Source organism: Paenibacillus sp. XP01, from assembly GCF_057364885.1.
Map to the genome: position 1 here is coordinate 3737910 of NZ_CP139481.1, position 18399 is coordinate 3756308.

The 18399-nt window shown below is 46.3% G+C and carries 15 protein-coding genes and 1 pseudogene; 3 read left to right on the forward strand and 13 right to left on the reverse strand.

The annotated features are described in order from the left end of the window. Positions 1 to 28 precede the first annotated feature (28 nt). Together SNR34_RS16875 and SNR34_RS16880 are read right to left on the reverse strand one after the other, a co-directional pair. Positions 29 to 556 (reverse strand): GNAT family N-acetyltransferase, encoded by a 528-nt coding sequence (locus SNR34_RS16875; protein ID WP_486179687.1) that lies wholly within the window; start codon positions 554 to 556, stop codon positions 29 to 31. 441 nt (positions 557 to 997) lie between these two features. Continuing rightward, positions 998 to 1783: a glucose-1-dehydrogenase gene (locus SNR34_RS16880; RefSeq protein WP_339272343.1), complete on the reverse strand. Its 786-nt coding sequence runs from the start codon at positions 1781 to 1783 to the stop codon at positions 998 to 1000. A gap of 310 nt (positions 1784 to 2093) precedes the next feature. Here SNR34_RS16880 and SNR34_RS16885 point away from each other — a divergent pair, with 310 nt between their 5' ends. Continuing rightward, the gene (locus SNR34_RS16885) at positions 2094 to 2633 is read left to right on the forward strand and encodes a hypothetical protein (RefSeq protein ID WP_486179688.1); all 540 of its coding nucleotides are present in this window, start codon (positions 2094 to 2096) and stop codon (positions 2631 to 2633) included. A gap of 92 nt (positions 2634 to 2725) precedes the next feature. On the opposite strand, the gene SNR34_RS16890 is transcribed toward SNR34_RS16885, so the two are convergent. The 3 genes from SNR34_RS16890 to SNR34_RS16900 all read right to left on the reverse strand — a co-directional run bounded on the left by SNR34_RS16890 (position 2726) and on the right by SNR34_RS16900 (position 5533). Further along, positions 2726 to 3712 carry a BtrH N-terminal domain-containing protein gene (locus SNR34_RS16890; RefSeq protein WP_486179689.1) on the reverse strand — a complete coding sequence of 329 codons (987 nt, stop codon included), beginning with the start codon at positions 3710 to 3712 and terminating at the stop codon, positions 2726 to 2728. Further along, on the reverse strand, positions 3705 to 4268 hold the full coding sequence (locus tag SNR34_RS16895) for a PadR family transcriptional regulator (protein WP_486179690.1): 564 nt from the start codon (positions 4266 to 4268) through the stop codon (positions 3705 to 3707). Before SNR34_RS16895 ends, SNR34_RS16890 begins: the two co-directional genes overlap by 8 nt. Before the next feature lie 344 nt (positions 4269 to 4612). Beyond that, positions 4613 to 5533: a ketopantoate reductase family protein gene (locus tag SNR34_RS16900; RefSeq protein WP_343260369.1), complete on the reverse strand. Its 921-nt coding sequence runs from the start codon at positions 5531 to 5533 to the stop codon at positions 4613 to 4615. A gap of 148 nt (positions 5534 to 5681) precedes the next feature. On the opposite strand from SNR34_RS16900, the gene SNR34_RS16905 reads away from it, so the two are divergent. Next, positions 5682 to 6233: a TetR/AcrR family transcriptional regulator gene (locus tag SNR34_RS16905; RefSeq protein WP_236412696.1), complete on the forward strand. Its 552-nt coding sequence runs from the start codon at positions 5682 to 5684 to the stop codon at positions 6231 to 6233. A gap of 293 nt (positions 6234 to 6526) precedes the next feature. Here SNR34_RS16905 and SNR34_RS16910 read toward each other — a convergent pair. The 8 genes and pseudogenes from SNR34_RS16910 to SNR34_RS16945 form a co-directional block, all read right to left on the reverse strand. Beyond that, positions 6527 to 7215: pseudogene (locus tag SNR34_RS16910) on the reverse strand (MFS transporter); the annotation flags it as partial. A 10-nt stretch (positions 7216 to 7225) separates the two neighbouring features. Beyond that, complete coding sequence (locus tag SNR34_RS16915) at positions 7226 to 8056, reverse strand: amidohydrolase family protein (protein WP_486179691.1); 831 nt, start codon at positions 8054 to 8056, stop codon at positions 7226 to 7228. A 145-nt stretch (positions 8057 to 8201) separates the two neighbouring features. Further along, positions 8202 to 10460 (reverse strand): glycoside hydrolase family 95 protein, encoded by a 2259-nt coding sequence (locus tag SNR34_RS16920; protein WP_486179692.1) that lies wholly within the window; start codon positions 10458 to 10460, stop codon positions 8202 to 8204. A gap of 98 nt (positions 10461 to 10558) precedes the next feature. After that, the gene (locus SNR34_RS16925) at positions 10559 to 11269 is read right to left on the reverse strand and encodes a response regulator transcription factor (RefSeq protein ID WP_236412693.1); all 711 of its coding nucleotides are present in this window, start codon (positions 11267 to 11269) and stop codon (positions 10559 to 10561) included. 108 nt (positions 11270 to 11377) lie between these two features. Beyond that, a complete protein-coding gene (locus tag SNR34_RS16930) occupies positions 11378 to 12952 on the reverse strand; it encodes an extracellular solute-binding protein (protein ID WP_486179693.1) in 1575 nt (524 codons plus the stop codon). Positions 12953 to 13183: 231 nt separating this feature from the next. Continuing rightward, on the reverse strand, positions 13184 to 14932 hold the full coding sequence (locus tag SNR34_RS16935) for a sensor histidine kinase (protein WP_343260363.1): 1749 nt from the start codon (positions 14930 to 14932) through the stop codon (positions 13184 to 13186). A 76-nt stretch (positions 14933 to 15008) separates the two neighbouring features. Then, the gene (locus tag SNR34_RS16940) at positions 15009 to 15890 is read right to left on the reverse strand and encodes a carbohydrate ABC transporter permease (protein WP_339272361.1); all 882 of its coding nucleotides are present in this window, start codon (positions 15888 to 15890) and stop codon (positions 15009 to 15011) included. 15 nt (positions 15891 to 15905) lie between these two features. Then, the gene (locus tag SNR34_RS16945) at positions 15906 to 16892 is read right to left on the reverse strand and encodes an ABC transporter permease (RefSeq protein ID WP_486182475.1); all 987 of its coding nucleotides are present in this window, start codon (positions 16890 to 16892) and stop codon (positions 15906 to 15908) included. A 215-nt stretch (positions 16893 to 17107) separates the two neighbouring features. Here SNR34_RS16945 and SNR34_RS16950 point away from each other — a divergent pair, with 215 nt between their 5' ends. After that, positions 17108 to 18271 (forward strand): glycoside hydrolase family 27 protein, encoded by a 1164-nt coding sequence (locus SNR34_RS16950; RefSeq protein ID WP_339272363.1) that lies wholly within the window; start codon positions 17108 to 17110, stop codon positions 18269 to 18271. Positions 18272 to 18399 lie beyond the last annotated feature (128 nt).

Consider the following 18399-nt stretch of genomic DNA (forward strand, 5'->3'; position numbering starts at 1 on the left):
AGTCCTCCCTACTTGGGCTCACGAAGATTCAGCTCTTTAGTCTCTCATTGAATCGAGCATCGTAGACATATAGATAGGTTAGGACATTATGATTTCTAGTATTCTTAAACTCTTTTTCCAATTTCATTCCGAGACGGATCGCCACCTTTTTCGAACCGAGATGATTAACCGGCATGTTAGCGCAAATTCTCTTCAGATCCAGCTTGTCCACTCCATACTTCAGAACCGCTGCAGCCCCTTCCACTCCGTAACCATGTCCCCAATATTTTGCTTGAATAATGTAACCTAGATCATTTTCTTTCTTACTGTCGATATCTGAAACCCGAAGACCGGCATCACCGATAAGCGAACCATCGCTCTTAAGGAACACGCCGAGTCGTCCAAATCCAACCGCATACATTTCCATACTTTGCCTCATCCATTGCTGACTTTGATCGAGCGTAAAAGGTGCTGGCCAAAACTTCATGGTTACCGGATCAGATAAAATGGCATGCAGCTGATCTAAATCCCTCCAGTCATACGCCCGTAAGAATAATCTTTCTGTTTCTAATAACATAGGTTACGTACCTCCAGTGGAATCAATTCCATTATAAATATGTGTATAAAATACGACTAATTATGTTAGAATCCCTGCGTTTCCGTTAATTCAAATAGAAATAAAAAACGGCTAAATTAGCGACTTCCATGGGAACGTCTTCTTACCCCTCGACACCCTTCATCTAAAGGAATAATAAATCGTTTCTTTCTAATGGTCATTCATTCTCACGGATACTCTTTTTTTGGTTTGAAGCCTTGCTTTTTCCGCTCTTAATTCAATGACAAAATCAAAAAACATCATCTCCTCTTAAGAATTACGTCAGTATTAAGGCAAAAAAGACGAAGGAGCCCGCTGTGTGCAGGCTCCTCCAATTTAAGTACTGATGTAAATTTAATACGTATTTGATCATCTTGGCAACAAAATTTTAGAATGCATAGAAATATGAATTCCTGCCGTATATTACCCACGTCCGCCCTGAAAGGACGGATATTTTGTCATCCCTCCATCTGCAAATAAGGTAATACCTGTGACATAACTCGATTCCGATGAAGAGAGCCATGCGGCCACCGCCGCAATTTCTTCAGGCTTACCGATGTATCCGAGCGGTACCAGATCCTCAACCGATGCTCGTAACGTGGGATTGGCAAATTTGGCTGCGTTAATGGGAGTATTGATCGCGCCCGGAGCGATGCTGTTTACGCGAATTCCCTTCGGGGCAAATTCCAGAGCCAGCGTCTCGGTCATCATCTTGACTCCACCCTTGCTCGCAGCGTAATGAAGGAAATGCGGCCATGGGATAACTTCATGCACGCTGGAAATATTAATGATGCGGCCTTTGATGTTATGCTCCAGCATATAATCCACGGCCTCCCGGCAACCGAGAAATGCCCCGGTTAAATTTACATCAATGACTCGCTTCCAGTCTGCCAAACTCAGCTTTTCTGACGGAACCTCGTTCTCTAAACCAGCATTGTTGATCATGATATCCAGGGAACCGAAATGCTCATGCGCCGCCTGAACCAACTTCTGCACGTCCGCTTCTTTCGAGACATCACCCTGTACCCCAATGGCTTGTCCACCATGTAATTTGATTTCATCAATGATGGGCTGTACGTTCTGATTATTACTGTAGTAATTAATCACAACGTTTGCTTGTTCCTGACCAAAACGTCGTGCCATAGCCTCTCCCAAGCCGGTGGCAGCACCAGTAATGACAACGGTCTGTCCTTGAAGATCCTGATACATCTGCGTACCTCCTGTATCCATGACTGATATGTTCTAAATTACATTAACCGATCCCTTCCTCCATAAACATGATTTGATCCAATCAGCGGGGGCAGAAGGGCAGATCGACCAAGATATCATGTTGTTACTAATATGTTTATTATTTAGAGCGAGTATGCAGATGCAGCAAAATCTTGAATGGAGTAATGCTATTCAAGCTTTTTTCGAAGTTTTTGGTGTATCCCCTTAGCAGACTTTCGGAAATTAAATAGTAACTTTCCCCATCATTGTGGCGTCTTTATCTACATGAATCATCTAAAGGTGGGATATCATGCTAAAATCGTTCGCATTAACAATGCTGTTAACTTCATTTATTGTCCTTACGGCGTGTGGTGATACAACCTCACCAACTGATAAATCAACGAATACGATCAATACAACTCAGAATTCAGTACCTGATACATCTAAACATTCTGAGAATGAAACGGATTCTTCAACTCATTTTAAACCTGGTATTAATATTGATTTTAACGAGGCTGAATCCTCCCTGACAGAAGACGAATCCCCTCTTCTAGATGTACTTAAATTGAACTTAAAAGGACTTGTTGAGCATGACCATCATCTGTACCGATCCGGATTCGTCACCGAGAAATTGGCTGATGCTATGGAGGGGTATTATAATGAGGATTTCCAATATAAGTTTTCAACAATTGAAAGCATTGAAAAATTTGTATCAACCTATAAACAAGTGCATGTTTTTGTTCTTGGGGAACGTTTAGATTCCAGTACAGATACGATTGAAGCAGTTAAAATGATGTACGCCATCCGGAAAAATAATGAAGGTGTGTGGTCCATCTACACCATTGATTGATTTGATTCATTGATTGATGAATTCCGCTAAACGAGCAGCGCTCTTCCAGGCCGCTGAGGGAACGAAATCCAGAAAAACAACGATATAGGAGCTCAGTCTTTTAATAGAAATCCCATGGCTATGCGTTCTTTATCTGCAATCTCGAGCAAAAGCTCGGAAACCTGATTCAACTCCTGGTAGTTTCCCGTTCTTCCCGCAAGATCGATCATAGAAGAAACGTGAACCCACATTGGAGCGATTGCAGTAAACAACAAGTATGCCTGTTCAACTTTGGGGTCACCCGACAGCTCCACGCATTCTTTTAAAAAATCCCGATACAGATTGCGAAACAAAGCGCCGCCGGTTCCCGCTCTTTCCATTAGTAAAGCAGTCAAGCATAGATCGTGCTCCACATTTTTACTGCGGGAAGGCCACTTCAGGATTTCCTTGCTCATTTTTACAATGCCTTTATTCCCCATATTGCTAATGGGCGGGTTCAAGTAGTCATGTGCATTTTGGGCTAAAGATAATCGTATAGCGGGCATAAGCGGCGGACGGGTGTCGAGCGGTTCGATCGTAAAGGAACGATTCCTGGAGCTCATGGGCCCCTTAGCGTTTCTGGCCAAAGCCAAATGGTCCAAACTTGTCTTCACAAGTCCTCCCTGTTGTCTGGTATCCGCCATGTAGGCGTATTCTTCATCCATGCCATATATTACAGCATAATGGGCGGGAAAGTGTACTTTGTTCGTGAAATAATCCAAGTAATAGGAGTCTAATTTAAGCCCCACCGGAATTCCATGTTCGATGAAGCTCTGTACGTTCTGCCACGCTTTTTTAACGGACGAAGTTTCCTGCGCCTTAATGGTGAAGTTGAGCCGGGATGCGATGCGAGCAGTCAATTCGTCCGGCTTAACCCTTCCCCCAATAAAAGGGAAATCCATCCCCTTTGAATCCCAATAGATGAATCCCAGCCCTTGCCCAAGTCCGAATAACATCGGCTCGGATATGCGGACGCCCGCAAATTGAAGTAAATTGCCCATGGTTGTCGTCTCGCAATGTTCCCCTTCAAAAGGAATGAACTCCTCAATTATTTTAGACATGTCCCTTCGCCTCCTCCATCAATTCACTGATTATTTCCGAAACGAATACCTGCTCACTCTCGATAAGATGGATCGGATGAAGGAAAAGCACTCTTACGTGCAGCGGCAACCGAGTGGAGCCTTGCGATTCGTACTTCTTTTTTATTTTTTTTAAAGCCTCTTCGAGATAATCAAGCCGCTTCCGCAAAGCTTCAATGGCTGCTTCTTTGTCGATAAAAGGCAAAGCGGCGAGCCCCAGATCAAACCGGTTATCGCGCTCTCGCGAAGAAGACAGGACGACGATGATTTCATCCCTAAGTGCAGTCATACCGACTTCTGTTATGGAAAATCGGGTCGGTGCAGGTCCTTTGCCCGACTTCTCACCTGAAACCTCGGACTCGATGAGTCCCTTATTGTTCAATTTCTTCAGTCCAGCGTAAATCGAAGTCGTGCCGATATTCGCCCACTCCCGATAGCCGCGTTGGTCGATTAACTTGTTAATATCGTAACCTGACGCTGGATTGCTTTCGGCGATAATTTGTAACAGCATAAATTCTACGTTCGAAAGCTGCTTCATGGGAACCCCCTCACATCTAATATTACATGAGTGTAATATAACACTAGTGTAATAAAAGGTCAATCAAAGCTCTTCATGACTACTCCGAGAGTGAAATTTAAACATTGTTTTTTGAGAAACAATCAATATCACCGTTAATACCATTGCGTCGGGTGCAATCGAAATCGATTTTTTAGGCGGCGCTGTACGTGACATGCCAGCTTACACTCAACTGTTTAGATAATAATCTAATTGAAAATGACACAATGTTCTTATTCCTCTATATTTGGAGGACAAAACATAAACAGCCGATCACAATGATCGGCTGCTTTCTTCGTTTCACAACGCTAACGTTTCCCGTTAGTTTAGGCAAGGATTTCCGATTTGACATCATTTTGACTTAAAAATTCCATTAAATCATTACTCAGCTGCATAATCTCATTGTTAGCATGATTCGCATAATCCGGCAACATCATATCCCTAACCATTTTAGTTCGAAGCCATGTCATAAAGAAAAGATCCAAGAATACGTTTGGACATTGAAGCACCATTTTAAGTATTGGTGGATCAATTGAAACGCCAGCTTTTTGTATTGCCCTTAGATACGCTTTTAAAGCGACTGTTATTTTGCGTGCCGTCTTTCTGGTTCTGGCTGTTTTTTTGTCAATGATCTTATTCTCAGAATACAAAGTGCCCATCATGGCAATGTCTGATACGGAATGTGTGATTAGATACGCTTGCATATCCTTTTTAATAACGTAGGGAAGCTTTGCTGTTTCAAAACATTTTGCGAGGTTTTTTATGCGTTCTGTCACTACCCCATTCATTTCTCCAAATGCAGTTGCCACTATAATCCTTGGTAGAAATCGAGCATGCAATACTCCATCTTTAATCTGTCCGCCGAAGCCGGGAAAAGCTGGTAAAAGTCTATCCCCTACGATGTCCAGCCATGAAGAGAATCCAATTGAATTATTAGTCATCGTAACTATATTTTTGCTTTGATTATCTTTTAGCGCTAACAACGCTGATTCGGCCCGATCATAACGAACGGTAACGAAAATAAAATCGTATACATCGTCGTTTTCCAGCGTATCAATGACATTCACTTGGATCGATTTAACCGTCCCTTTTTCCTTATATTGCAGGCCATTTTCTCTTAATGATTTAAATCTATTAGAACGTGCAAACAGGGTAACGTCAAACCCTGCTTCAATGAGCTTAATTGCGTACATGCTCCCGATAACACCTGCACCAAAAATTAAAATTCGATCTTGTTTTGCTGACATTAAAACCACCCCTACTTATGAACATTTCCTTTTGATTATCAGACAACATGTTGTATGATGTGATTGTAAGACGTTATGATTTCTTGATCAACCATCAGTTTTTTATGATTTGTCGGATGATATTCTTATTCGCTAGTAGGAGGGAAACATGAATAAGCAACCCCAAATAACGGAGAAAACAAGACAAAAGTTTATAGAAGTTTTTTGTGAGTTATATACCCAAAAGCCGATTGAGAAAATTTCGGTTCAGGAAATTGCGAATAAGTCCGGATATAACCGCAGCACCTTTTATCAATACTTTACTGACATTTACGAATTGTTAGACTCTGTTGAGAATGAGTTATTGAATGACATTAAAAAAGAATTGGCGAATAAAGAGATATCGATGCATACGGTTCAAGATACGCTCTATTGTCTGGATAAAAGAGAACATCTCCTGGTTCTTAATGCCCTCTTAGGCGATTATGGAAGTGCCCGTTTTTTAAAACGCTTAAAAAAAGAAATCACTTTGGATCAATTAGAATTAAACGTTCCGCAAAACCATTCCTTAACGCCATACTTCATTGAGTTTTACCTGACAACTTCCCTTTCTTTATTTCGTCTTTGGCTCCAGCGTCAAAAGGATTTATCGTCAGAAGAATTTTTCAAGTTAGTGGAGAACCTATATTCAAAAGGGATTACGCCCTATTTTAAAGAATGAGTCTGTCCTTCAAACCAAATCCATATGTGGTATAACCATAAAAAAGCGCGCATCAGCTTGTTTACACAGATACCCCATAAAGACAGTAGAACCTGGTGATTCTGCGCCGGCGCTTTCAGAAAGAGCTAGCCGCAAGCGAACGCGAGTTCCTCCTCATAAAAACACACCACCTCCCTCTTGAGAATTAACTTCATTATTAAGGCAAAAAAAGACGAAAAGAGCCCGCTATGTGCAGGCTCCTCCATTTAAAACCATTTTCAGTTTATCCATTTAAGTGCTGATGTGAATTAATGTGGCGCCACAATGGCCCCCATTACCCCGACCAATGCGAACAGAGCGACCTCCTTCTGAGTGAAATGGAACGGCGGACTTGTCAATACCAACGGAACTGTAGCCCAAAACAAACTGAATGCTCCGAATACACAGGCATGATAAATTGCCCTCCGGCGCAATGCCGGTGTCGCCTTCAGCAGATGCAGCATGGAGTGCAGCAGCGCCGGGTAAGTTGTAACGGTCGAAGGCTTCCTTGAGGGTAGCGCCTTTGCCAATACTAGAGCCAGCGCGAAAATCAATGCCGCGGAGATGAAATATATGGCGCGCCAGCCCACATACTCCGCCACCAAGCTTGAAACGGGACGCGCGAGCATAATCCCCAGAAGCAGCCCGCTCATAACGTTGCCCACATTGCGACCACGCACGGCTTCAGGCGAGAGATGAGCCGCATACGGCACAAGGATTTGTGCTGCTACGGAACTACTCCGATCACGAGTGAAGCGGTGAGGAACAGGGTGGCGCTTTTGATTACAGCGGCTATTGCCAAAACGGCGGCTGTAAGAAGCAACGATGAAAGGATCAACTTACGATTTTTCAGGATGTCTCCGAGCGGTACGATAAATAACAAGCCGATCCCCCGGTTTCCATCTTGGGAGAATGATATGCATGAAGCTGCTGAATTTGCTTCAAAACCCGAATCCGTGCTTAATTCAGCAGCTTCATAGCTTGTAAAACTCCTGTGCATTGGCTCCAAATAAACGCTCAATTTGAGGTTTGCCCCACTCCTCGGGAATTGAGCATTTCAGGAGATCAACAACTTCCGAATAATCCGCGGCAAGCAGGCATACCGGCCAGTCGCTGCCAAACATGACCCGTTCAGGTCCAAACAGTTCTATAGCCGTTCGGATATAGGGGGTAAAATCATCCGGGCTCCAAGCCGCATGATCGCCTTCCGTTACCAGTCCGGATAATTTGCAATACATTCCGGGATGTTGGGCAAATTCGCTCATATACGATTTCCAGGGCTCGAATGTCTTCTGTTTAATCTGAGGTTTGGCAAGATGGTCAATGACCCCCCGCAAATTCGGGATTTCCCTGAGCAGCTCCGCCACAAAAGCCATTTGTTCCGATACGAGCAGCAAGTCCACCGGTACTTCCTCATCGGCATAGCTGCGGAGCGCTTTGACAAAGGCCGGTTCCAGAATGCGGGAGGCATCCGGCATGTCCTGGATCATAATCCGGAAGCCCTTAAATTTGGGGCTGCGCCGAAATTGATCATAATGCTGCCTGTGATCCGCATCCAAGAGATCGAGCCAGCCTACCACACCGGCAACCGATGGCGTCTGGTCGGCAATACTGAGAAGGAAACGGGTCTCCTCGATTGTGGGAGCCGCCTGGACAAGGATGCTTGCATCCAGTTCATGTTTCACCAAATATGGTTCCAAATCGGCCGGCATAAAATCGCGATACAGTTCAGGCAGCCCGGGGGTAATCCAGCCGTAGTCATTCCGATCGATCTTCCAGTAATGCTGATGAGCGTCAACACGCATCCAGCTGCACCTCCTTTGCATCATCGTTTCAAAATTCATCTTTCGGTTTCTTGAACATTGTATACGAAGCGATTCTGAATCGTTTAAACCGTGCAGAACGAGCTGAATAAGATCTTTACCGGTTAGTGCTTCAGGATCAATGCTGCTATTGCTCTTCTTGGCGAGTAAAGGTGTAGGATTGCCCTGCGGTTCCTTCAAAGGTCACGGGTCGTAAACCGGGGGCTTCCAAACGACAAGGACCGGAAACGGTGCACTTCACCACAGCGGTTGATATTTGACCTGAATCCCACGCAAAATCAAGCGTAAAACCTCCCCGGGCTCTCAGTCCTTTAACGGTTCCATGACTCCACTCCTCAGGCAAAGCCGGCAGCAGCCGGAGGATTCCGCCGTGGCTTTGCAATAACATTTCGGTTATGCCCGCCGTTCCGCCAAAATTGCCGTCAATTTGGAAGGGCGGATGATTATCAAACAGATTAGGCAGTGTCGAATGTGCCAAGAGCGCTTTTACGTTATCGTAAGCTTGTGTCCCGTCCTGAAGTCTGGCCCAGAAATTGATAATCCAGGCCCGGCTCCATCCGGTATGTCCGCCGCCGTTCGACAATCTGCGCTCCAACGTGATCCGGGCCGCTTTAGCCAGTTCGGGCGTACGTTCCACGCTGAAGCTTTCTCCCGGGTAAAGGGCAAACAAATGCGAGATGTGACGATGACCCGGTTCCAACTCCTCATAATCGTTCATCCACTCCTGGATTTGGCCATAACGGCCAATTTGCGGCTGTGGAAGGCGTTCCAGAGCCGCTGCCAGTTCCTTCCGGAATGCCGCATCCATCCCGATGATTTCCGAGCTTGCGATGCAGGCCTTAAACAAAGCATCGATAATCTGAAAATCCATGGACGCCCCGGCACATAATACTCCTGTCTCACCGTTAGCGAGCATGTAGCTATTCTCAGGGGAAACAGACGGACAGGTAACAAGGCGTCCCTCTTCATCTTCAATCAAGTAATCCAGCAGAAATAATGCCGCCTCTTTCATCGTCTCATAAGCTCGGGCAAGAAAGTGCCGGTCCTGAGTATACTCGTAATGCTCCCACAAATGCAGGCAAAGCCAAGCCGCGCCCATCGGCCAGAAAGAAGCCGGCAGGTAGGTATCCTGGGGTGCTGTATCCCCCCAGATATCGGTATTATGATGAGCGGTGAATCCCCTGCAGCCATACATTACCTTCGCCGTTGTCCGTCCGGGCTCGCGCATGCGTTCTATTAAATCGAACAGCGGTTCATGGCATTCGGATAGATTACCATTTTCTGCAAGCCAGTAGTTCATTTGCGCATTGATATTAATGGTGTATTTACTATCCCAAGCCGGAAGAAAACTATCGTTCCAGATCCCCTGCAGATTTGCCGGCAAGGAACCCGGCCTGCTGGAGGAGATGAGCAGGTATCGGCCATATTGGAAATAAGTTGAGATTAAACCGTGGTCGTCCTCCCCTTCACGTATCCTGGCAAGCCGCTCGTCGGTCGGAAGCAAACTTAAATCAGCCCGCTCCGGAAGGGTCAGCTCCACCCTTGCATACAAGGCACGGTAATCGGCGGTATGCCGTTCCAGCAAATCGGAATAAGTCATTTTACTAAGCGATTCCAGCCTCCGTTTGGCCTCCAGCTCCGGATCAGGATGCCGGAAAGTCGTTCCGGCGGCAAGCATCAACGTTACCGAGTCGGCATCATTCACCAGCAGGTATTCACCCACGGTCCGGCACTTGCCTTCCTCCGTGACGGCTTTTAGTACAGCATTAAACGTGCTGCCTCCTTTCCCACCGCATTCTCCGCGCATAACGAGTCCGCTCTGCTCCCATTTCTCGTTCTTTTCCAGGTAACGCCAGTTGTTTCTGTTAAACCGGGCTTTCAAGGAGATGGCATTCTTGTGATCTGCAGAGATTCGCATTATGATTGCCTGATCCGGGTAGCTAGCAAATATCTCTCTCGTATAACGGATATCCCCGATTTTATATCGGATCCGGGATACTCCATTGTCGAGGTCAAGCTCCCTCATATAGTCCTCCGCCGGCAAATCATGATTAGCGAACGACAGCAGCAGGTCGCCAAGCGGCAGATAATGCCGCTGGGATTCGGGAAGTCCGGCCATCGCCATTCCCGCAAGCTCTTCCGCCTCACGAAGTTTTCCATCCAGAATCAGCTTTCGTATCTGAGGCAAGTGGACCAGCGCATCTTCATTGTTGCGGTCACGAGGCCCTCCGTACCATATAGAGTCCTCATTCAGTGACAATTTCTCCTCAGCTGTTCTTCCGAAGATCATGGCTCCCAATCTTCCGTTACCAACCGGGAGCGCTTCGTTCCATACGACTGCCGGCTCACGATACCATAATCGCCGACCCGAATCTAAGCTCGCCATGATTTCCCTCCCCCTTTATAAGTTCATTAATATAGAAACTGCGTTTCAACTGTACCCATGAATCTACCTTGAATTTTTTCGCAGACCACAGAGATTCTTTATATTTCATTATTCCGGTAGGCCCCTGGAGTAGTGCCCGTGTATTTCTTGAATACCTTCGAGAAATAATGTTTGCTGTCGTATCCGACCTGCTGGCCAATCGCGCTGACAGAAAGCTCGCTGTTGGACAGCAGCAGCTCCTGGGCCGCCTGGATTCGTAACATATTGAGGTAATTGATGAAGGTATGCCCGGTTTCTTTCTTAAACAAACTGCTGATATAGTTGGGATGAAGATTCATTCGCTCGGCAAGGTCGTCCAATGAAAGATCTTTGCGGAAATGAATTTGGATATACGTGAGGATCCGCTTGGCACGACAGGAATAATCCGCATCGGATTCGTTTGGCAGCTCTTCTCTTATACGCCCAAGCAGACCGGCGATTTCGCCTTTGTCTATCGGCTTTAGCAGATAGTCCACCACGCCAGTTCGAAGCGCTCTGCGCACATATTCAAATTCATCATAACCTGTCAGAATAATGAAACGGTCGCACCATCCGCCGAGTTTGATTTCCTCAATCAGCTCAAAGCCGTTTTTCTCCGGCATATTCAGATCTGTAATGGTTACATCGGGCATATAGTCCTTCATCAGGTCAAGCGCATCATAAGCATTTGTTGCCTTACGGACCTCGGTTCCCAAGGGAGCGACTTCCTGCACAATTTTAACCAGCCCGCTTAAGATTAGCGGCTCATCGTCAACTGTCAATACCTTCATCCCGGCTCCCCTCCCCTTTCGTTATGCTAAAACTACGGCTTCAACCTTTGATCCTGTATATGAATAAAGTTCGATAGGGACGCTGATATCCCTATCGAACTTCTTCATTTATTTAACAAACAAATCCTTCTTCTTCTGATAAACCTCGTTTGCCCAATCCACAAGACGCTGCAGACCCATGTTCTCGGCATTGTTGATCATGGCTTCATAATTGGCCACGGCTTCTTCTTCCGATTGGGCCAGATATATTTTTACTTTTTCATTTTTAATCATTTCGTCGATTTTTGTTTTCATCGTCTTCTCCTCGGAATCAGGCTGCGTTTGAATCAATCCTATTTCCGGTTTATAGACGGTTACAGCTTTTCTCTCCATCAAAGCCTGCGTCTTCTGGGTTCCCGGAACATAACCCTGCAACCCTTCCATGACTCCGTCGTTGTACAAATACCACCACTTAATCCCGTTGTTGTTAATGAAATCGGCATCGGAAGGAGAGTATTTCAAATCCGGATATCCCTTGTCATTCCATGTCCAATGCTCGCCTTCGACGCCAAACATGGTTAGTTTTTTGCCTTCGTCGCTGGCCAGGTATTGGAGGAACTTAATCGATGCCTCCGGATCCTTGTTTTTCTTCGTAATAAACGTACCCGCAAAGCCTAGTCCGGTGCTTACGATCTTGGTATTTTCGGACAAGGCGCTCGGCAGCATTTTGAACGTGTAAGGTTTTCCGTCGCTTTTGGCTTTAATGTTATCCGTGTCTGCCACAGCGACAGTATGACTGTGAGCAAATGCTTTACCGCTTAATGCGTACTGATCGTCAATCTGATCGTTGGTGTAAGCATAGTTTTCGCCCAGAATATATCCGCTGCGATAAAGGCTGTTCATAAACTTGAAGTACTCCAGCATCTCTGGCTGTCTAATGGCATAATCGATTTTTCCGTCACGTTCGTACCAGCCATCGATGAGCGCCTCTAAACCGAACTGCTGCATAAAATACTGCTCGATCCAGTCTTTATCCATGATCAAAGGAATCATGTCCGGGTATTTCTCTTTAACCATGCCCAATACCTTGACGAAATCATCGACCGATTGAATGGGCGGATTGCCTAATTCCTTCAGGATATCCTCCCTTACGGCTATACCGGGATTTCCATCGCTGCCGATCGCGTATTTATTTTTACTCATTTCCTCCTGGGTCGCAAAAGAGTTCCGGACGGTATAGAAATTGCCGTCATCCATCGTATGGATCGCTTTTCTCGTATCGTCTATTTTAAAGTCAGGCGCATACTTCTCGATCAGCTCGTTCCAGGGATAAGACAGCTTGGAATCGGACATGCGGTCAATATTGGCATAGGTGAACACCAGATCCGGCAGGTCACCGGAAGAAATCATTAAGGGAAGCTGTTTATCGTCCGTAGCCACTGTTACTTTGAGCTTCACGCCCGTTTTTTCCGTAATCTTCTCGGCGACCGGCCCTTTCCATTCTTTAACCGGATACCAGGAGGCGTCGATGAATAAGGAGAGTTCCTTGACTTCCCCGTTATCCGCCGAGGACTGACTCTCAGTCCCCGCACCTGCGCTCTGGCCAGGATTGTTATTGCCGCTGCCGCAGGCAGACAATAACACGGTTAGCATAACTATGCTAAGTGACAAAAGCAGTGCTTTCTTCCCCTTTTTCTTTTTCATAAAACCCCTCCAGCATCGATTTTTTGATATTAAAGCAGTGCTTTAATATTAGGTTGGTGATGAACAGGCCCATATTAAATCGCTTACAAGAACAAAGTGACGATTCCGCCGTTTAGCATGTCTTTGAGCGGCCGGTTCTGTTATGTCTTAAGTTTAATCTGCGGTGAAGGAGTCCGGTAAGCCAACATCCTTAAGAAAGCGTTGTCATTTTTTAAGGAATTTCAATTGGAATTACGATTCTCCCCGCTTTTTAGGTACAACAAGGGTAAGACAGGTTCCGCTGCCCTGAACGCTATCCAGGATCAAGTCAGAGCCCTCTCCATAAAAAGACTTTATCCTTTCACTGACGTTGTATAGGCCTACGCCTCCTTCCATCTCATCGATCTGATGCAAAGATTCGCTCGCACCGGATAATCTTGAACGAAGGGCCTGCAGTTTGTCTTCGGGTATTCCCATTCCGCTGTCTGAAATACGGATGCGCATTTCTTCTGCATCCTCCGTTGCCTGCAGTTTGATATGAACCGGCCTCAAGGTCGAGGAAGCCCCGTGGACGATACTGTTTTCGACCAAAGGCTGAAGGATAAAGCGCGGACAAGGAACATGCTCCGTATCCATATGAATGTCAATTTCAATGGAAAGCCTGTCCTGCAGCCGCATCTTATGAATATTGAGATAGAAGATCACGGTTTCGATTTCGCGGGCAAGAACGGTATGATCCTCTTTGGATGACAGGCTGTAACGCATCAGCTTCCCGAACCAATAAGAAATGTCGGCCACTTCTTTATCATGGTTTGATTCGGCAAGCATTCGGATTGTCTCCAGCGTGTTATAGAGAAAATGCGGTTTAATTTGTGCCTGCAGCACTTTATACGCAGCCTCTTTATTCCTTAGTTCGGCACGGTGTACGTTGTTGATCAATTCGTCCATACGCTGAATCATAGCATTATAAGTGCTGGTCAAAAAACCGATTTCATCCTGCCGGCCCAGTTTATCATGTTTGCTGATGTACTGCTTCATGTTGTTATCATTCAAATGGCGCATATGCCGGGCCAGCCGGAGAATACGTTTTGCCAGTGTTGAGGCAAGAGCATAGTAGGCAAAGGACATGGACAGCAAAAGGATAACGATCGTTGAAATCATAATGATTCCTTTTCGTTTAACCGAATGAAACACCTCATCCACGCTGCCGATAACGACGATTCGTGCGCCGAGCTCCTCGACGTCCAGCTGGTTTACAATCGTGTTACGGTTAATGAAATAGGTTTTCTCCTCTTGGTCACTCAGCTGTTTCCTTGTAACTTCATCCACCTGGATACCGGTCTCTTTAATAGCATCCCGCACTCCCTGCTTCGGCAGCAGAAGGGCATTCCAGTTATCACCGCTCCCCGTCGCCTTGTAAAATCTGCTTATAAGACCACTATTGATCCGGAGTTCAAGAAGGCCGATAATTTCGGTGAAATCCGTGTTGTAAAGATTCTGATAGAACACGAGGGGCGGCGGAGACGCTCCATAATCGGACATAATCCACACTCCATGGCCCGGCTTCAGCCCGCTTGCCATCTTTTTTACCTCCGGAGAGAGGGTTGAAATATCCAGAAAGCGGTCGGAGATCGGCAAAGTCTGCGGTTTCGTTTTATAGATTTTAAACGACTCGATTTCATTATTGTTAAACAGCGAATGGGAGATAATCGGACTAATGTAACGGTTGTAGGCATAAATGCTTTCCGAATCCGAAGTGTATAGCCCTCCCAAATAATCCGTTACATAAGGGTTATATTGCAGATAACGTTGGATCGAACTGATCCGGACAAGATCCGCCTTCATGTTTGAGTAGGCTTGTTCCAGGATTTTCTGCCGACTTTCGACTAACTGCTGGGTAAGATTCCCATAGATTTGCACGTAGTAGTAATAGCCGAACGTGACGACCGGTATAAAAATTAAAATGACGTATCCCCAAATGATTTTTCTGACGATGCTCATGGTTCGAGACCCCCTGCGCCGCATAGTTCTCTTTAAAATACCATAAGCCAAGAGGGTTCAATACTCGTTTTCGGAATCAGCCTTTAACGGAACCGAGCATGATGCCATGCACAAAATACTTCTGCAGGAAAGGATACACGCAAATAATCGGCACAATGGAAACGACCATCGAGGTAACCTGCAGCGAAAAGCTTGTGACCCCAGAAGCGGGACGATTGGCGACAGCGAGTGAATCCATCGGCGCATTGCTCTGGTTGATGACTTCCATCATCCGAAAAGTAAGTGTGCGAAGGCTGTCTGACTGTACGAAATAAGCGGAATCCAGCCAGGAGTTCCATTGTCCCACACCCATAAACAGGGCCATCGTAGCCAGCAGCGGCGTTGAAACCGGCAAAATGATCTTGAAAAAGATGACAAGTTCACCTGCCCCGTCCATGTGAGCGGACTCTTTGAGTTCGCCCGGTATTTCGCGGAAAAAGGAAATGGCGATCAGCAGAAAAAAGGTGTTAAGCATAGAAGGAACAATATAAACGGCAAACGAATTCAGCAAGCCGATCGAACGAAGAACGACGTAATAGGGAATCAGGCCGCCGGAAAAGTACATGGCAAAAATGATGATGGTAAAATACGTTTTGCTGAACATAAGGCCCCGGTGCGAAAGCGCGTAAGCGACCAGGCTTGTCAACAGGAGACCAAGCAGGGTTCCCAATACAGTCCGTGCGACCGTTACCAGGAAAGCGCTTAGCCACTTCGTATCTCCGAGGAACATTTTATAGTTCTCCAATGTGACGCTTCTCGGCCAAAGGTAAACGCCTCCCAGCAGCGTGTCGGTGCCTTTGTTGAAAGAGGCAATCAGAACATAATAGAACGGATATAACATGGTAAGCATGATGATAAATAAGGCAGCATAAATGAAACTGTCAAAGAGTATATCTTTTTGCTTCTGAGTCTTTAGCATGCCTGCGCCCCCTTTCTAGAATAAACCTGAACCCGACACCCGTTTGGCGATGTAATTGCTGCTAAATATCAGGATTACGGAGATCACGGACTGAATGAAATCAATAGCCGCCGCATAAGAGAAACGTCCGTCACTTAAGCCGACTTTAAAAGCATAGGTTTGAACGATCTCCGAGGTGGGGTTGTTGATGCTGTTCCCGAACAAATAGGCCTGCTCAAAATTGGAACCGACAAGTCCACCGCCAAGTATGCTTCCGATCGTCAGAACGAGGACAACAACAATTGTCCCTTTCATTCCCGGTAAGGTGATGTGGCGGATCCTTGCCAGTCTCCCCGCCCCATCTATCTCGGCAGCCTCATAAAGCGACGGGTTGATCCCGGTAATGGCCGCCAGGAAAATGATGGTCCACCAGCCCATCTCCTTCCAGATGGCACTGCCCACGGCAAATCCCCAGAAGTAGTTGGGACTCGTTAAAATATTTAACGGCTTGTCGATTAGGCCGGATTCCATCAAAGCTCTGTTGACCATGCCTACATCTGCTGACAGGAAAGCGTAAGAGACACCCACCACCACAACCCATGAAATAAAATGAGGCAGGTAACTGATCGTCTGAACGAAACGTTTGAAGCCCATGTTTTTCACTTCGTTCAGCATGATTGCAAAAAGGATCGGCGCCGGAAAAGCAAAAATGACCTTCAAGAAGCTTAATACCAGCGTATTTCGAACAATATTCCCAAACTGATAATCATGAATAAATTCATTGAAGTATTTGAATCCGACCCACTCGCTTGTGAAAATCCCTTTGATGCCGTCCGAAATTCTGTAATCCTTAAAAGCCATCAGGATACCGAACATCGGCGTGTAGGAGAATATCAGCAGGAATATCATGCCGAGTCCGACAAAAAGATGCAGCACCTTTTGTTTTTTGAAACGCTTCCATAAAGACGTACGCCTTCCTCCTTTTGAAGCGGGAAGGGTTGGGAATTGTGTATTTATCTCCATAAGCGCTCCTCCTTTTAATTCTAGTCTATCCCGGAGGATGCAGCTGAAGTAAGTCCACATTCTTAAGAAAGCGTTATTAAAAATTAAGAAAGGCTGCTCCTTCTTAGACAACATCTGTCCATGTTCAAGCAACGTCAAGCTATGGCTGAATACGCATTTATCGTTTAAGTTCATTGTAGCTATTTTGAAAACAGGATTAGAAAGGAAGCGAGATGATGAGCAACCATTCGTTAACAGGATTCGCCCCTGCGCTGGGCTGGAATTCATGGAATACCTTCACATGGGATATCAATGAGCAATTAATCCGGGACGTCGCTGACGTATTTGTGTCGGAGGGTTACCTGGCAGCAGGTTACGAATACATCGTCATCGACGATTGTTGGAGCTTGAAGGAGCGGGATGCTGACGGCAGCTTGGTCGCTGATCCCGAGAAATTCCCGAGTGGAATGAAGGCGCTTGCAGATTATATCCATGATAAAGGCCTGAAGTTCGGCATGTATTCCTGTGTCGGTACACATACTTGTGCGGGTTATCCAGGCAGCTTCGAGCATGAATTTCAGGATGCAGCGCTGTTTGCCGAGTGGGGTGTGGATTACTTAAAATATGACTACTGTTTCAAGCCGCGTCATATCTCTGGCGAACTGTTGTACAAGCGTATGAGCCTTGCGCTCAAAAACTGCGGACGGGATATCCTGTTCTCTGCCTGCAACTGGGGTGAGGACAACGTATATGACTGGATTCGTGAATCAGGGGCTCATATGTATCGCTCCACCGGCGACATTCGCGACAACTGGGAATCGGTCAAGGAGCTGGCTCTTTCTCAGCTCGGCAAACAAAGCTACACCGGCTCCTTCTGCCATAATGACATGGACATGCTCATCGTTGGCATGTACGGAGGAAGCAATAACGACTTTATCGGAACGATTGGCGGCTGTAACGACATTGAATACAAAACCCACTTCTCGCTCTGGTCCATGATGGGTTCGCCGCTCATGATTGGATGCGATGTACGCAAAGCCAATCAGGCCACCAAGGATATATTGTTGAATCCGGACCTGCTTGCCATCAACCAGGACGCGGAGGCACGCGGAGCTTATCGCATCAAACCCGAGCCGCAGTGGTTCCACACAGACGATGTATTCATGCTGGTGAAGGTGCTGACAGACGGAGATCTCGCCATCGGCTTCTTTAACCTGAGCGACAGTCAGCGCGAGCTGTCCCTTCAATTCTGGGATATGGGGCTGCCTTACGCCGCCGGTTATGCCCTGTCACTCTACGATTGCTGGGAGCACAAGGAGCTGGGTATATTCCGCGAGCGTTATGCACCCGTTGTCGGGGCCCATGATTGTCTCGTCGTCCGGGCCAAATTGGTGAAGTAAATGGCTCAAAGCTGCCTATGCACCTCCTGTTCCGTTCCCCTCTCCTCGGACGATGTCGGCATCTATATCAAACTGGTCTCGCGCGCAGCCCAGCAATTTCTCTGCATTGATTGTCTCGGCGTGAAGCT

What these genes read in the sequence shown, in the direction of transcription:
- SNR34_RS16920 (WP_486179692.1), bottom strand. Translation starts at nt 10,460, where the DNA reads ATGGCGAGCTTAGATTCGGGTCGGCGATTATGGTATCGTGAGCCGGCA.
- SNR34_RS16945 (WP_486182475.1), bottom strand. Translation starts at nt 16,892, where the DNA reads ATGGAGATAAATACACAATTCCCAACCCTTCCCGCTTCAAAAGGAGGA.
- SNR34_RS16890 (WP_486179689.1), bottom strand. Translation starts at nt 3,712, where the DNA reads ATGTCTAAAATAATTGAGGAGTTCATTCCTTTTGAAGGGGAACATTGC.
- SNR34_RS16875 (WP_486179687.1), bottom strand. Translation starts at nt 556, where the DNA reads ATGTTATTAGAAACAGAAAGATTATTCTTACGGGCGTATGACTGGAGG.
- SNR34_RS16905 (WP_236412696.1), top strand. Translation starts at nt 5,682, where the DNA reads ATGAATAAGCAACCCCAAATAACGGAGAAAACAAGACAAAAGTTTATA.
- SNR34_RS16915 (WP_486179691.1), bottom strand. Translation starts at nt 8,056, where the DNA reads ATGCGTGTTGACGCTCATCAGCATTACTGGAAGATCGATCGGAATGAC.
- SNR34_RS16935 (WP_343260363.1), bottom strand. Translation starts at nt 14,932, where the DNA reads ATGAGCATCGTCAGAAAAATCATTTGGGGATACGTCATTTTAATTTTT.
- SNR34_RS16895 (WP_486179690.1), bottom strand. Translation starts at nt 4,268, where the DNA reads ATGAAGCAGCTTTCGAACGTAGAATTTATGCTGTTACAAATTATCGCC.
- SNR34_RS16880 (WP_339272343.1), bottom strand. Translation starts at nt 1,783, where the DNA reads ATGTATCAGGATCTTCAAGGACAGACCGTTGTCATTACTGGTGCTGCC.
- SNR34_RS16950 (WP_339272363.1), top strand. Translation starts at nt 17,108, where the DNA reads ATGAGCAACCATTCGTTAACAGGATTCGCCCCTGCGCTGGGCTGGAAT.
- SNR34_RS16930 (WP_486179693.1), bottom strand. Translation starts at nt 12,952, where the DNA reads ATGAAAAAGAAAAAGGGGAAGAAAGCACTGCTTTTGTCACTTAGCATA.
- SNR34_RS16900 (WP_343260369.1), bottom strand. Translation starts at nt 5,533, where the DNA reads ATGTCAGCAAAACAAGATCGAATTTTAATTTTTGGTGCAGGTGTTATC.
- SNR34_RS16885 (WP_486179688.1), top strand. Translation starts at nt 2,094, where the DNA reads ATGCTAAAATCGTTCGCATTAACAATGCTGTTAACTTCATTTATTGTC.
- SNR34_RS16925 (WP_236412693.1), bottom strand. Translation starts at nt 11,269, where the DNA reads ATGAAGGTATTGACAGTTGACGATGAGCCGCTAATCTTAAGCGGGCTG.
- SNR34_RS16940 (WP_339272361.1), bottom strand. Translation starts at nt 15,890, where the DNA reads ATGCTAAAGACTCAGAAGCAAAAAGATATACTCTTTGACAGTTTCATT.